Below are 13,072 nucleotides of genomic sequence, written 5' to 3' on the forward strand. Positions count from 1 at the left end.
TGATATTCTTATTTTTCTACCTTTTAATTGAAAATCACTCTATTCTGCCTCTTACTCTTTTAAACTAATAAATGTAACCGCATTCATTCATAAAAGGGGGAGAAGAAATTGTATACATTTCTAGCCGGAATTGCACTTTTAATTATTGGTTATTTTACTTATGGAAAATTTATTGAAAAAATGTTCGGTGTGAAGGAAGATCGTGCAACGCCTGCCTATGTTAATAATGATGGCGTTGACTATGTGCCTATGAGCACATCAAAGAATTCATTAATCCAGCTCTTAAATATTGCTGGAACAGGTCCAGTTTTTGGTCCAATTATGGGTGCACTTTACGGACCAGTCGCCTTCATCTGGATCGTTATTGGCTGTATTTTTGCAGGGGCAGTGCATGACTATTTAACCGGTATGATATCGATCCGTAATCGCGGTGCTCATTTACCGGAACTGGCAAGTAAGTTTTTAGGAAAAGTGATGAAGCATGTGGTAAATGCCTTTGCTGTGCTTCTTCTATTATTAGTAGGTACGGTATTTGTTTCAACACCAGCAAGTCTGCTTCATGTATTAATGGATGGAAAAATTGCGGTAGGAATTATTATTACTGCTATTTTCGTTTATTATATTGCCGCTACATTACTTCCAGTTGATAAAATTATTGGCCGTCTTTATCCTTATTTTGGTGCATTGCTTTTAGTCAGTGCATTAGGCGTAGGAATTGGTATGGTCATAACAGGGGCACCAATTCCTGAATTATCATTAACGAACTTCCACCCTGCTAATGCACCTATTTTACCATTATTATTTTTCACGATTTCCTGTGGAGCTCTCTCTGGATTCCATGCAACACAAACACCAATTATTTCACGTACCACTCAAAATGAAAAACAAGGTCGAAAAATCTTCTACGGCATGATGATTACAGAAGGTGTCATCGCTATGATTTGGGCAGCTGCCGGGATGAGTTTGTTCAATGGTTATAACGGATTAAATGATATTTTAGCAGCAGGCGGCCCTGGTGCTGTTGTCAGCCAAGCCTCTACTGCTCTACTAGGAGCCATTGGCGGAACGTTAGCAGTACTCGGAGTAGTGGTCCTTCCAATTACCTCTGGGGATACTGCATTCCGTAGTGCACGTATGATTATTGCGGAATACTTAAAAATTGCCCAAAAGAAATTTTCAAGCCGATTATGGATCGCACTCCCATTATTCGCCATTTCAGCTGTGCTCACTCAAATTGACTTTAACCTTTTATGGAGATACTTCAGCTGGGCAAACCAAGCAACAGCTGTGATTGCGCTCTTTGTCGGTGCTATGTACTTGTATATCGCTAAGAAAAACTACTTTACAGCACTCGTACCAGGCTCTTTCATGTTAGTGATGGTCATTACCTATATTTTAAATGCCCCTATCGGGTTTGGATTGCCGATGACAGTTTCATGGATTGGCGGCTTCATTGGTGCAGCTATACTTATCGGGTTGTTCTTCCGCGCTGCTAAAAATGCACGAGCGAATAATATGCCGCTTGAAGATGATATCTCTGGCTGGAAGGTTGCATAATATACTTTTTGCTATAAAAATTTGAGTGTACGCTGCATCCAGCGTGCACTTTTTTATGAGATAAATTAAATCAACATAATCCTTTTTCTTTTCTCATAAAATGGACAAGGAGAGGTAGTCCATAGAGGAGGAATGAATGTGGAAATAGTGATTATATATTTGAGGATTAATTTCTATTAGTTTATGAAAAAAACATTGCTGACTTATTTTTGTTTAATATTAGGAGCAACCCTGCAGGGGATTGCGATGTCTGTATTTTTATTTCCACATTCTATCCCATCCGGCGGCGGTGCTGGTCTCGCCATCCTAATTAATCATTTTTTCCACCTTTCACTTGGCTTTTCCTTATGGCTGGCTAATGTTGCCTTTTTATTATTTGCTCTCCCCTATTTTGGATTTACCTGGACCTTTCGCACGATTATTTCAGTCGCCATTACCGCTATGACGGTAGGTTACATAACCGCTTACTATCCTCACCCGCATATTAATATATTCATCTGTATAGTGGCAGGGAGTATGGTTTTTGGCTTCGGAGTTGGCTTACTGATTCGTGCAGGAGCATCCAGCGGAGGGATGGTCATTCCCTCATTAATGATTGCCAACTACAAACAGTGGAGCCCTGGAAAAGTGATGATGGGAATTAACCTAATTATCTTTTTACTAACTGCTGTTGTAATCGATTATAACATCGTATTATATGCGATAATTTGCCAATTTTTTTCCACCAATATTATTGATTATATCTACGATTTAAAGATTCATAGGATAAGGTTTTTAACTGCAAATTGGCGAAAAAGATAAGAAGATCCCTTATAGAATCTTCTTATCTTTTAGGTATTTTTTTATTAGTTCAACTGATTGAGCAATGGTCAAATGATGACTTTCAATGACAATCTCAGGTGTATCAGGTGTCTCATACGGTGAAGAAATCCCTGTAAACTCTGATATTTCTCCCTGCCTAGCTTTCTTATATAACCCTTTTGGGTCCCTAATTTCACAAACTTCAATCGGACATTTCACAAAAATTTCTACAAATTCTCCTGTTTCAAACATTTGGCGAACAAGCTCTCTATCCCCTTGAAATGGTGATATAAAGGCGGAGGAAACGATAATGCCGCTATCAACAAATAGCTTTGCCACTTCCCCAATTCTCCGGATATTTTCTTTTCGGTCTGCTGGACGAAAACTTAAATCACTGTTTAATCCATGCCGAATATTATCCCCATCTAATACATAGCTTCTACATCCCTCTTGAAATAAAGCGTAATCTACTGCATTAGCCAAAGTAGATTTCCCTGAACCAGATAGACCAGTAAACCAAAGAACACAACTTTTATGCCCATTCCTAACATGGCGTTCTTTCTTGCTCACACTCGAGTGATGCCATGTAATGTTTTGACTATTTTTCATGTTCAACACCCTTTATTTCCTTCGTGTAAACATGTTTCATACCTTGAATCAGAATATCTATTACCTCGGGCCGGCTGAATTCCTTAGGCGGGTGCACACCATTTTTTAACATGGCCCTTACCTTAGTACCGGACAGGACGACATGATCACGCACATTATGCGGACAAGTTTTCTCAGAGGCCATGTTCTCGCATTTTTTACAATAAAAGCTGTTTTCAAAAAATAAAGGTTTAATTCCTAAATCTACTTCGTTAAATTCGCTAAAGATTTTCTGTGCATCGTATGTCCCATAATAATTTCCAACTCCAGCATGGTCTCTCCCCACAATAAAATGAGTACATCCAAAATTTTTCCGGACGATGGCATGAAAAATGGCTTCCCTTGGTCCCGCATAACGCATCGCAGCAGGGAAAACAGATAAGAAAACACGATCTTTTGGATAGTAATGTTCAAGTAAAACCTGATAACTTTTCATCCGGATATCACTTGGGATATCATCAGCCTTTGTCTCTCCAACGAGGGGATTTAAGAAAAGACCATCAATTGTCTCTAATGCTGTTTTTTGAATATATTCATGTGCCCGGTGAACGGGATTCCTTGTTTGGAACCCTACCACTGTCTTCCAGCCGAGATACCTAAATTTTTCCCTAGTTTGAATGGGATCTAGGTAAAAACGTTCAAACTCACTGTTATTGATCCTTCTAACCATCGTAATAGGTCCCGCCACATAGAGTTCATCCCTAGCAAAAAGTTTTTTTACACCAGGGTGCTGTAAGTCGGTTGTTTTATACACCATTTCCGCCTCTAAAATTTTATCAGGAATATAGATTTCCTCCACATTCATTTCACCATAAACAATTCCATCTTTTATTAGGTTAATGGTTTCGCCAACCTTAAGTTCAATTGCCTTATTTTTATCAATTGCCAATGTAATCGGTAACGACCATGGAAGTCCGTTGGCAAGTCTCATAGTATTTACAACCGATTCATAATCAGCTTTTCCCATGAATCCTTCCAAAGGGCTATACGCACCATTTGCAATTAACTCCAGGTCGCTTAACTCTAAATTATCGAGTAAAACATAGTTTCGTGATAGGTCAATAGAAAGACCTTGGTTAATTCGATTGATTAATTTTCCACCGTGTGGGACACTTTCACTCACGATTCTTCCCTCCAAAATCCTTCTGAATCTTTAAACGCTGTCCGTTGGCAGCTTGTTATGATTCATGAAGTCCACATTCAGTTTTTGCTAAACCCGCCCATCTTCCCGCGCGAGAATCTTTTTGGTCTGAAACAGGTTTTGTACAAGGAGCACAGCCAATACTTGGGTAGCCTTTGTCATGCAGTGGATTATATGGCAGCTTATTTAGTTGAATATACGTCATGATATCTTCTGAGGACCAATGGATGAGGGGACAGATTTTGATTTTTTGAAATTTGTCATCTTTATTTATATATTCTGTATTGCTCCTAGTGGGGGATTGATCTCTTCTTAAGCCAGAAATCCATGCTTTTGTATCCGCTAAGGCCTCCTTTAGCGGAACCACCTTTCTCATATGGCAGCAAAGGTTGGGATTATGCTTCCATAATTCATCACCGTACCATTTTGCTTGATCCTCCAAGGACTGTTTCGGTTTAATCATGTTGATTTGCAAGGAAGGGTATCGATTTTTAACTTTTTCAATTAATTCATATGTCTCTGGAAAATGTAGTCCTGTATCAAGGAAAAAAATTTTCGCCTCTTTATTCACCTTCGAAATTAAATCGATTAGTACGATACCCTCTGCACCGAAGCTGCAGGCATAGACTATGTCTTCTCTATATTCTCGATATGCCCACTTCAATACATCTAAATAATCTGGCTGACTATCCATAAAGGAGGCAATTCGTTTTACATCCCAATTATCATGCGTTAACATCTCAGACAATCCTCAGACCCTCCATTTCTCTCCTTATCCCTTAGGTTTCAATGTTCAATGTGATACAGGCATTATTAACCACTTCAACTTTATTCATTTGGTTAATATGGCCGTAATTGACATATGAAATCAATGCTCTTATCCAAGAGCCATGACCAAACGCAAGAATATTTGTATATTTTTGATATTTATCTAAGAACATTGAAATCCGTTTTTCTAAGTTGGTTATACTTTCACCTAAAATCAGTTCCTTGGGATTATCGAACCACATGTCCCCATATTTTTGAATCAGGTTATTTTTAGGTACACCTTCAAATGATCCAAAATCTAATTCATCCAATAATCCCTCTATTTCGTATGAATAGCCATACAAATTTGCTGTTTGGTGTGTTCTTTGTAATGTACTTGCTAATACGAGGTCAAATGGTGATAACTTTTGCAGTACTACTTGATTGTCCTCGATCCCTTTTATTAGTTCTTCAGTAATCTGTGAAAGCCCGATATCCTTCTTCCCCTGAAGCCATGTTTTTTTATTCCACTCCGTCGGAAGGTGTCTAATCACAGTAATTTGCATTCATCTTCCTCCACATAAAAGGTTTCACTCCGCAAGCCGCATCGTTGTGTTTCTAATACTAAAACATCCTGAAGTCTTACATTGCCTAAGTTAACATTCGGTCCAACTTCTCTAATAAAATACATTTGATGTTTTGGAGTTGGTGCTTCAAAGATAATTTTTTTGCTGTCGATATCCTTTAATAATTCCTGTATCAAATTCGATTTAATGCTGCCAGATTTTTCATAAATTCCAGATGTGCCTGAATCTCTGCCCTCAGTGATTACATAGTCACAGCCTGCCTGTAATAAAAGGTTCATTTCTTCCTTCCAATCAAAAATATCCATATCCTTATTAGAATCCTTTGATCCAACCTCCGCTATGACATGAAAATCCTTTTTGATGTTGGAAATCAGTTGGAGGCGCTCCTCAAGTGGTATATCCAGCGTTCCGTTGGAAATTTCTATCCATTCAATTCCTAAATTACGTAAATGTCTTAAATATTCAGGTACCTTATTTTGATAAAAACATTTTTCAAATAAAGTTCCCCCGCAATAAGGCTTTATTTGGTGCTCCTTATAAAGTTCTATTTTACGCTTTAAATTTGGAGTCACATAGGCCGAGCCAATTCCTATCTTGGCAATATCAATCAGATAACCATAATCATCTAAAATATGTTTTAACTCACCGATTGGGGTGCCGAAATCAATCACTGAGGTCAATCCGTACGTTCTATTACCTGACGTCCTTTCTGGAAGTATTAAAAAATCCATATAAAAAGCGCCTCCTCTTTTTTTCTAGGATAGATTATTCAAAAATTAGGTGAATGTGTAGATATTAGGCTTGAAAAGGAGAAATTAGGCTAGTGTCTTGCATAAACTCTGCCTTCACTTGAAACAATAAAAAGGCTATTCTCACAGTTAGGGGTGTACATCCTTGTCAAAGCAAAAACATAAGGGCTTGACGATTCTGGCCATTAGTTCGATACCGCTTATCCTTGTTTTAGGAAACTCGATGCTTATTCCAGTTCTTCCTAAGATGAAATCTGAACTCGATATTTCTCAATTTCAGGTTAGTTTAATCATATCTGCATTTTCGATTGCAGCCGCCATATCTATTCCTGTCTTAGGTTATTTGTCTGACAGGTTCTCTCGAAAGGCTATTATTATCCCTGCCCTCATTTTATATGGGAGCGGAGGGCTTTTAGCGGGTGCGGCCTCCGCTTGGTTTGACAATGCTTATACATGGATTCTTGCAGGCAGGATTATGCAAGGTATGGGTGCTGCAGGAACTGCCCCTATTGCCATGGCCTTAACAGGTGATTTATTTAAAGGTGGACAACAGAGTAAAGTCTTAGGTTTGGTGGAAGCGTCCAACGGTTTTGGAAAGGTCATCAGCCCTATCATCGGTTCGCTATTAGCCTTAATCTTTTGGTATGCAGCGTTTTTCGCCTTTCCGATTTTTTGCCTTATGTCCTTACTATTAACCATCTTTTTCATTAAAGAAAAGAAAACTAAAAAGGAACCCCCTCCAGTTGGTAAATATGTCAAGGGTCTTGCTTCTGTTTTTAAAACAGAGGGACGCTGGTTATTTGCGGCTTATATAACAGGAGCTACCTGTTTATTTACACTTTTTGGGATTTTATTTTACATTTCAGACATTTTAGAAAAGGATTATAAAATTGATGGTGTGTTAAAAGGATTGATTTTAGCCATTCCTCTTCTCGTCATGACCACCACATCCTATATAACCGGAAGTAAAATTGGTAAAAAGATGAAGCGAATGAAAACATTAATCATAGTAGGGTTATTGCTCATGACCACATCATTTGCATCACTGATTTTCTTTAAAAATTTAGTCCCATTTTTCGCCGTCCTTTCCATAAGCAGTATCGGGACAGGCCTCGTTCTTCCATGTATCAATAGTTTTATCACCGGTTCTGTTCCAACAGATCGCAGGGGTTTTGTAACCTCCTTATATGGTTCTGTTCGATTTTTAGGGGTAGCGATTGGTCCCCCTGTATTCGGCTCCTTAATGGAATGGTCGAGATCAGGTATGTTCTTAGTTACTGCTGGTTTAACGTTAGTTTGCGCATTGCTTTGTATGTTTCTAATTCATGTAGCGAAAACCAAACCAGCTGAAGAAAATGAAAGTGACTCTTTATTTGAAAAATTGCAATTCACTTAAGATATGTAAGATATAAAGGAGAAGATTTAATTGCAAATATATTTTTCACCTGAGGTTATTACCCCTGAATATCAGGTCCTAAATGTAGTGAATTCAAAAAATAAGGGTGTAGGAAATGTTGCCTTTTTATTTGATGAAAAGAAGCTGTATGTTTATGGCATTCTAGAAGATGAAGAAGTGGGCTCAGATTTTAAAGATTTGGTTACTCCCTATATCAAAGGATTAGCTAAGGCTAAACCAGGTCTTGATATACTATCCTGTTTGTATGTCGGCTGTAAAAAAATTAAGCTTAAAGAAGAAGAGCATGAAGAAGAATAGATAAAATTTGAGGACGGTATTGACCGCCCTCTTTTAATTTGGGTCTGGGCAATAGTAACATGGCATTTAACCACTTCATAACTTATTGGTAAGCAGTTAGACAAATATGGAGTGTGTGGCCTAATGAGTATTGGAATCATTCTAATGGGGCTATTAATAGGATTTTTGGTGGGCTTGACCGGTGTTGGCGGTGCTGCATTGTTAACACCAGTATTAATATTACTAGGAATAAGTCCTTCCATAGCAGTAGGAACGGATCTGGTTTATAATTCCATCACCAAGCTTTTTGGATCCTTTCAACATTGGAGACAAAAGACGATCAATCTTACGTTGGTAAAATATCTTGCTATTGGCAGCATTCCAAGTGCAATTTGTGCAGTTGGAATACTCCATCTGTTCGACTCATTTTTTCATAACCAAGAGGAAGTAATCAAGCATGCTTTAGGTTACGTTTTAATTTTAGTAGCGTTGACTACTTTAATTAAAACGTTTGCTAAAGGTCAAATAGAAGAAAATTCTCTTCAAAAGAAGCCTCTCCACGAAAAACGTGGTTTAACGATTGGAATTGGGGTTATCTTGGGCTTTATTGTCGGATTAACTTCTATTGGTTCTGGTTCCTTATTTGCCTTAGCGATGCTATATTTATACAGAATGAGTCCTTCAGAGCTTGTTGGTACAGATATTGCACATGCATTTTTACTTGTCACAGCAGCTGGATTTATGCATGCTGGAATTGGCAATGTTGATTATGTATTGGTGATGAACCTGCTAATGGGTTCCATTCCAGGTGTTCTGATTGGAAGTAACTTATCGTCGAAATTTCCTGCAAAACCCTTAAGAACGATTATGGCAATCATAATTTTGATTAGTGGTGTTAAACTCATTTAAAAAACACGGTGGCTGCCGTGTTTTTTCTATTTTTAAATGAAAAAGAAAAACCTGTCCTTCTCCTGCAATACCCATCATATACTTAATGTAGAAATGGTAATTCCAGGAGGTCATTATGTTTATCATTATTGAAAAAGTAGTGCTCGGAATGGCTTTTTTACGATTAATATCTGGCAGCATTGAAATATTTGCAGCTATCCTGATGATTAAGTTTAATACGGTAGAAAAAGCCCTAATGGTTAACTCTTCTCTCGCTCTTATCGGACCAATTATATTAGTATTAACCACCTCCATTGGGTTAATAGGATTGGTTGAAAAAATATCAATTATGAAATTCGTTTGGATTGCTCTTGGAGTAAGTTTTATCTTCATAGGTGTAAGATCATCATGAAAACTACATAAAAAGAAAGCCTATCATTGACTGATGATAGGCCTATTTATGTGATTGTCTAGTTGCATCTTGGGGGTTGAGTATTCTGGCCCGGGTATTTTTTATTGGGATTGGCGTTCGGGCAAGCATAATCCTAAAATCCTGTGGATGAAACGGAATGAATGGATATAAATAAGGTGTATTCATACTCTTTGTTCTTGCAAGGAGAATAATCCACACTGTAATCCCGATGACAAAACCTGGTACTTTAAGTAGAGCGACCATCATTAAAAAGAATACACGGAATAATCGATTTGCTAAGCTTAATTCATAACTTGGTGTAGCGAAATTTCCGATTGCGGAAACTGCTACATAAAGGACCACCTCATGAGTAAAAATTCCCACCTGTACGGCCACATCTCCAATAATAATCGCAGAGACGATACCAAGTGCGGTTGCAAGGGCGTTCGGGGTGTGAATGGCGGCCATTCGGAGAATTTCTATACCGACTTCTGCAATTAGAAATTGCCATATCAAACCAATTTCTCCGGGTTCTTTCAGCCCAATAAACTTCCACCTGTCTGATAGCAGCTGCTCATTGGAAGCATAGGTATACCAAAGTGGTAAAAGGAATAAAGAAGCCATCACAGCTATGAATCGGGCCCATCTTAAAAAGACACCTACGATTGGCTTTTGGCGGTATTCTTCTGCATGTTGTAAATGATGCCAATAGGTAGATGGACAGATCATCACACTCGGTGAACCATCCACCACAATTAGTACGTGACCCTCCATTAAATGAACCGCACTTGTATCTGATCTTTCCGTGTAACGGACAAGTGGATAGGGATTATAATTTCGGCCAAAAACAAACTCTTCTATGGTTTTCTCTCCCATTGAAATACCATCAACAGATATAACCTCAAGCTTATCTTTTAACATCTTTACGTGTTCCATATCAACAATACTATCAATATAGACTAAGGCTATATCTGTTTTAGAGCGTTCTCCTACCTGAACGTAATCCATTACCAGGGAGCGATCACGCACACGTCTTCTTATCAAAGCTAAATTAAAAACAATCGTTTCAACAAAGCCATCACGCGGTCCCCTGACAACACGTTCAATATCAGGCTCTTGAGGAGAACGAATCGGATATTCACGGGAATCAATCAGAATAACCTCTTTACCGCCCTCTGCCACTAATGCCGTTTGACCAGCAAGGATCTGCGCGATAACCTCTTCTAAATCCTTCGATTTATTGACCTCTACATGTGGAATGAAAGTTTTAAAAAGCTTGTCAATTGGATCGTCGCCAAAATCCTCTGGTTTACGCTTTTCAATCTCTTTCATGATTAATAGGAGGATATTTGCCGCAGCAAAACCATCAATTAAGAACATGGCAAACTTATGCTCTCCCCATTCTAAGGGACGATGGATTACATCAAAGCTTTTTCCGATCCGTAATTCTTTTATTAAATAATCAACATTTTCTTCAAACGTCTCTTTTACTGGAACCTGAGTACCCTTTTTTCCCAAACCTGCCAACTCCTAAAATTTTCATAATGGTATTTTGCTGCAAGTTTGGAGGTTATATACAAACCTTTCGTGATTAATCCAGTAAAAACTTTTCAATAGTCTTTTGTATATCATTATCGGTATATACAAATGAAATTTCACTGCCCTCTTTTAAGGCTGTCAATTGCTGAATCGCTTCCTCTTTCAACTGAAAGGCTACCTTTTCTCCATTCATATCCACCTCAATAGAATGGGGATCGATTTGACCTGTGTATACACCATCATCCTTTGTAAATAACGATTTTTCAACCAATAAATCCATTACAACCTTTGCTTTCTCCTCTTCTGCTGTTAAAAAAACTTCAATTTTATAAATTCCATTATAAAGGTCAGAAATGGTAAACGAGTTTTGAAGCTCTTCGTTATTATTAAATGTCATTTCGGTGATGGCCTGTGTTGACATGACTTCTTCAGAATACTGTTTTACTTTTTCCCCTTCCTCATCATAAACGATATAATCTGCCTGTAACCCGCTTGCAAAAGATAGTTTTAGAGGTCCACCAGATATATTTTTCACTTTGTAATTAATAATGGTTGAGTTGTTCTCTTCTTTTATTTCGATAGTTGGATGAACATTTGCAGCAACGTGACTTTGTTTCTCTTTCTTCACAACCTCACCGTTCCCATTTGTTTGATTGCCAGTACCACAAGCGCTTAAGAATCCTGCCAATAAAATCATCAATATTTTATATCGCATAATTGAAAAACTCCTTTTAACCGAATTACATAAATAGTCGATTAAAAGGAGTTTAGAGTTACAAGAATATATATTTTTTTATAAGAGATTTTTGAAATCCCAGTGGGAATCCTAGAGACCGCCAAGGTAGGCTTTTTTGATGTCTTCACTAGCTTGCAGCTCTGCTGCTGTTCCTGAGATTTCAACCCGTCCTGTTTCGATTACGTAGGCGCGGTCTGCCACCGATAGTGCCATATTCGCATTCTGTTCGACCAATAGGATTGTTGTGCCATCTTGATTGATTTTCTCGATAATTTGAAAAATCGTTTTTACCATTAATGGGGCCAATCCCATGGAAGGCTCATCCAGTAAAAGTAGTTTAGGCTTTGCCATGATCGCTCTGCCCATTGCCAGCATTTGCTGTTCTCCCCCAGAAAGAGTTCCCGATAACTGTTTTCGACGCTCTTCCAGCCTTGGGAAAAGCTCGTAAACGTTTTGGATATCTTTACGGATTTCCTTTGAATCCTTTCGTAAATAAGCTCCCAGCTCTAGATTTTCCTCGACACTCATATTGGCAAATACACGTCGTCCCTCTGGTACATGTGATATACCGGACTTTACTATCGACTGAGGAGCCTTGCCGGAAATCGAACTTCCTAAATACTCAATAGTCCCCGACTTTGGCTTTAGGAGCCCGGATAATGTCTTAAGAAGAGTACTTTTACCTGCTCCATTGGCACCGATCAGGGTAACAATTTCTCCTTCATTGATTTCTAATGAAACTCCTTTAAGAGCATGAATATTTCCATAAAAAACATTAATACCATTTACTTTAAGCATGGTCACTCGTAACCTCCTCTCCTAAATAAGCCTCGATTACCTTTGGATGATTACGAATTTCATCAGGAGTTCCTTCTGCAATTAGCTGTCCATGGTCAAGTACATAAATTCGCTCACAAATCCCCATAACTAGTGCCATGTCATGTTCAATTAAAAGAATCGTCAAATCAAATTGTTTTCGGATAAAAGCAATTAATTCCATCAACTCGTGTGTTTCCTGAGGATTCATACCAGCAGCTGGCTCATCAAGCAGTAATAATTTCGGACTTGCAGCCAATGCTCTCGCTATTTCCAATCTTCTCTGCTGACCGTATGGTAAGTTTTTGGCTTTTTCATCTTTATAACGATCTAATTGGAATATCTTCAAAAATTCCAGCGATTTTTCTTCCATCACCTTTTCTTCGGAGAAATGGGAAGGAAGGCGAAAGATGGAACTTAAAATGGAATGCTTCGCTAAAGAGTGGTAAGCAACCTTTACATTATCTAATACAGATAATTCGCTGAAAAGACGGATATTCTGAAACGTACGGCTGATTCCGTTTCGTGTGACTTGGTATGGTGCAAGACCATTTAGTCTTTTTCCATCGAACAAGATATCTCCCTCTGTTGGAACATATACACCAGTGAGTAAATTAAAACTCGTGGTTTTTCCAGCCCCATTTGGACCAATCAAACCGACCAATTCTCCATGATTGAGTTCCATATTAAAACCTGAAACGGCTTTTAACCCGCCAAATTGTATCCCTGCATTTTTAACCTGTAGTAAAGCGCCCACG

Annotated in this window: 15 protein-coding genes; 6 read left to right on the plus strand and 9 right to left on the minus strand. The window is 38.3% G+C overall.

Translation table 11 applies throughout. The features are described from left to right. Positions 1 to 108 precede the first annotated feature (108 nt). Positions 109 to 1,557: a carbon starvation CstA family protein gene (locus QNH29_RS18400; RefSeq protein ID WP_283860822.1), complete on the plus strand. Its 1,449-nt coding sequence runs from the start codon at positions 109 to 111 to the stop codon at positions 1,555 to 1,557. A 183-nt stretch (positions 1,558 to 1,740) separates the two neighbouring features. Continuing rightward, positions 1,741 to 2,358 carry a YitT family protein gene (locus QNH29_RS18405; RefSeq protein WP_283860823.1) on the plus strand — a complete coding sequence of 206 codons (618 nt, stop codon included), beginning with the start codon at positions 1,741 to 1,743 and terminating at the stop codon, positions 2,356 to 2,358. 9 nt (positions 2,359 to 2,367) lie between these two features. Here the strand turns inward: QNH29_RS18405 and cysC are convergent, their stop codons facing one another. From cysC to QNH29_RS18430, 5 genes are read right to left on the minus strand one after another with little or no spacing between them, the layout of a single operon-like run. After that, positions 2,368 to 2,967: an adenylyl-sulfate kinase gene (gene cysC, locus QNH29_RS18410; RefSeq protein WP_283860824.1), complete on the minus strand. Its 600-nt coding sequence runs from the start codon at positions 2,965 to 2,967 to the stop codon at positions 2,368 to 2,370. Then, on the minus strand, positions 2,957 to 4,129 hold the full coding sequence (gene sat / locus QNH29_RS18415; RefSeq protein ID WP_283860825.1) for a sulfate adenylyltransferase: 1,173 nt from the start codon (positions 4,127 to 4,129) through the stop codon (positions 2,957 to 2,959). The genes cysC and sat overlap by 11 nt, the downstream gene beginning before the upstream one ends. Before the next feature lie 55 nt (positions 4,130 to 4,184). After that, positions 4,185 to 4,886 (minus strand): phosphoadenylyl-sulfate reductase, encoded by a 702-nt coding sequence (locus tag QNH29_RS18420; RefSeq protein WP_481858841.1) that lies wholly within the window; start codon positions 4,884 to 4,886, stop codon positions 4,185 to 4,187. A gap of 40 nt (positions 4,887 to 4,926) precedes the next feature. Next, a complete protein-coding gene (locus QNH29_RS18425; RefSeq protein WP_283860826.1) occupies positions 4,927 to 5,460 on the minus strand; it encodes a histidine phosphatase family protein in 534 nt (177 codons plus the stop codon). Next, positions 5,445 to 6,212: a phosphosulfolactate synthase gene (locus tag QNH29_RS18430; protein WP_283860827.1), complete on the minus strand. Its 768-nt coding sequence runs from the start codon at positions 6,210 to 6,212 to the stop codon at positions 5,445 to 5,447. The genes QNH29_RS18425 and QNH29_RS18430 overlap by 16 nt, the downstream gene beginning before the upstream one ends. Before the next feature lie 163 nt (positions 6,213 to 6,375). On the opposite strand from QNH29_RS18430, the gene QNH29_RS18435 reads away from it, so the two are divergent. The 4 genes from QNH29_RS18435 (at position 6,376) to QNH29_RS18450 (ending at position 9,223) form a co-directional block, all read left to right on the plus strand. Next, on the plus strand, positions 6,376 to 7,626 hold the full coding sequence (locus QNH29_RS18435; RefSeq protein ID WP_283860828.1) for an MFS transporter: 1,251 nt from the start codon (positions 6,376 to 6,378) through the stop codon (positions 7,624 to 7,626). Positions 7,627 to 7,656: 30 nt separating this feature from the next. Continuing rightward, a complete protein-coding gene (locus QNH29_RS18440; protein WP_179600947.1) occupies positions 7,657 to 7,944 on the plus strand; it encodes a hypothetical protein in 288 nt (95 codons plus the stop codon). A gap of 123 nt (positions 7,945 to 8,067) precedes the next feature. Further along, on the plus strand, positions 8,068 to 8,832 hold the full coding sequence (locus QNH29_RS18445) for a sulfite exporter TauE/SafE family protein (protein ID WP_283860829.1): 765 nt from the start codon (positions 8,068 to 8,070) through the stop codon (positions 8,830 to 8,832). A gap of 115 nt (positions 8,833 to 8,947) precedes the next feature. After that, on the plus strand, positions 8,948 to 9,223 hold the full coding sequence (locus QNH29_RS18450) for a YqhV family protein (RefSeq protein WP_283860830.1): 276 nt from the start codon (positions 8,948 to 8,950) through the stop codon (positions 9,221 to 9,223). 42 nt (positions 9,224 to 9,265) lie between these two features. On the opposite strand, the gene QNH29_RS18455 is transcribed toward QNH29_RS18450, so the two are convergent. The 4 genes from QNH29_RS18455 to QNH29_RS18470 all read right to left on the minus strand — a co-directional run bounded on the left by QNH29_RS18455 (position 9,266) and on the right by QNH29_RS18470 (position 13,071). Continuing rightward, complete coding sequence (locus QNH29_RS18455; protein WP_283860831.1) at positions 9,266 to 10,741, minus strand: spore germination protein; 1,476 nt, start codon at positions 10,739 to 10,741, stop codon at positions 9,266 to 9,268. A gap of 73 nt (positions 10,742 to 10,814) precedes the next feature. Beyond that, entirely contained in the window at positions 10,815 to 11,477 is a 663-nt protein-coding gene (locus QNH29_RS18460) for a LytA/YqiH family protein (RefSeq protein ID WP_283860832.1), read from the minus strand. 111 nt (positions 11,478 to 11,588) lie between these two features. Continuing rightward, entirely contained in the window at positions 11,589 to 12,296 is a 708-nt protein-coding gene (locus QNH29_RS18465) for an ABC transporter ATP-binding protein (RefSeq protein ID WP_283865678.1), read from the minus strand. Further along, positions 12,289 to 13,071 carry an ABC transporter ATP-binding protein gene (locus QNH29_RS18470; protein ID WP_283860833.1) on the minus strand — a complete coding sequence of 261 codons (783 nt, stop codon included), beginning with the start codon at positions 13,069 to 13,071 and terminating at the stop codon, positions 12,289 to 12,291. The genes QNH29_RS18465 and QNH29_RS18470 overlap by 8 nt, the downstream gene beginning before the upstream one ends. Position 13,072 lies beyond the last annotated feature (1 nt).

The sequence above is a fragment of the Neobacillus sp. DY30 genome, from assembly GCF_030123065.1.
Lineage (GTDB): Bacteria > Bacillota > Bacilli > Bacillales > Cytobacillaceae > Neobacillus.

What these genes read in the sequence shown, in the direction of transcription:
- QNH29_RS18420 (WP_481858841.1), bottom strand. Translation starts at nt 4,886, where the DNA reads ATGTTAACGCATGATAATTGGGATGTAAAACGAATTGCCTCCTTTATG.
- QNH29_RS18405 (WP_283860823.1), top strand. Translation starts at nt 1,741, where the DNA reads ATGAAAAAAACATTGCTGACTTATTTTTGTTTAATATTAGGAGCAACC.
- cysC (WP_283860824.1), bottom strand. Translation starts at nt 2,967, where the DNA reads ATGAAAAATAGTCAAAACATTACATGGCATCACTCGAGTGTGAGCAAG.
- QNH29_RS18425 (WP_283860826.1), bottom strand. Translation starts at nt 5,460, where the DNA reads ATGCAAATTACTGTGATTAGACACCTTCCGACGGAGTGGAATAAAAAA.
- QNH29_RS18460 (WP_283860832.1), bottom strand. Translation starts at nt 11,477, where the DNA reads ATGCGATATAAAATATTGATGATTTTATTGGCAGGATTCTTAAGCGCT.
- QNH29_RS18450 (WP_283860830.1), top strand. Translation starts at nt 8,948, where the DNA reads ATGTTTATCATTATTGAAAAAGTAGTGCTCGGAATGGCTTTTTTACGA.
- QNH29_RS18430 (WP_283860827.1), bottom strand. Translation starts at nt 6,212, where the DNA reads ATGGATTTTTTAATACTTCCAGAAAGGACGTCAGGTAATAGAACGTAC.
- QNH29_RS18445 (WP_283860829.1), top strand. Translation starts at nt 8,068, where the DNA reads ATGAGTATTGGAATCATTCTAATGGGGCTATTAATAGGATTTTTGGTG.
- QNH29_RS18465 (WP_283865678.1), bottom strand. Translation starts at nt 12,296, where the DNA reads ATGCTTAAAGTAAATGGTATTAATGTTTTTTATGGAAATATTCATGCT.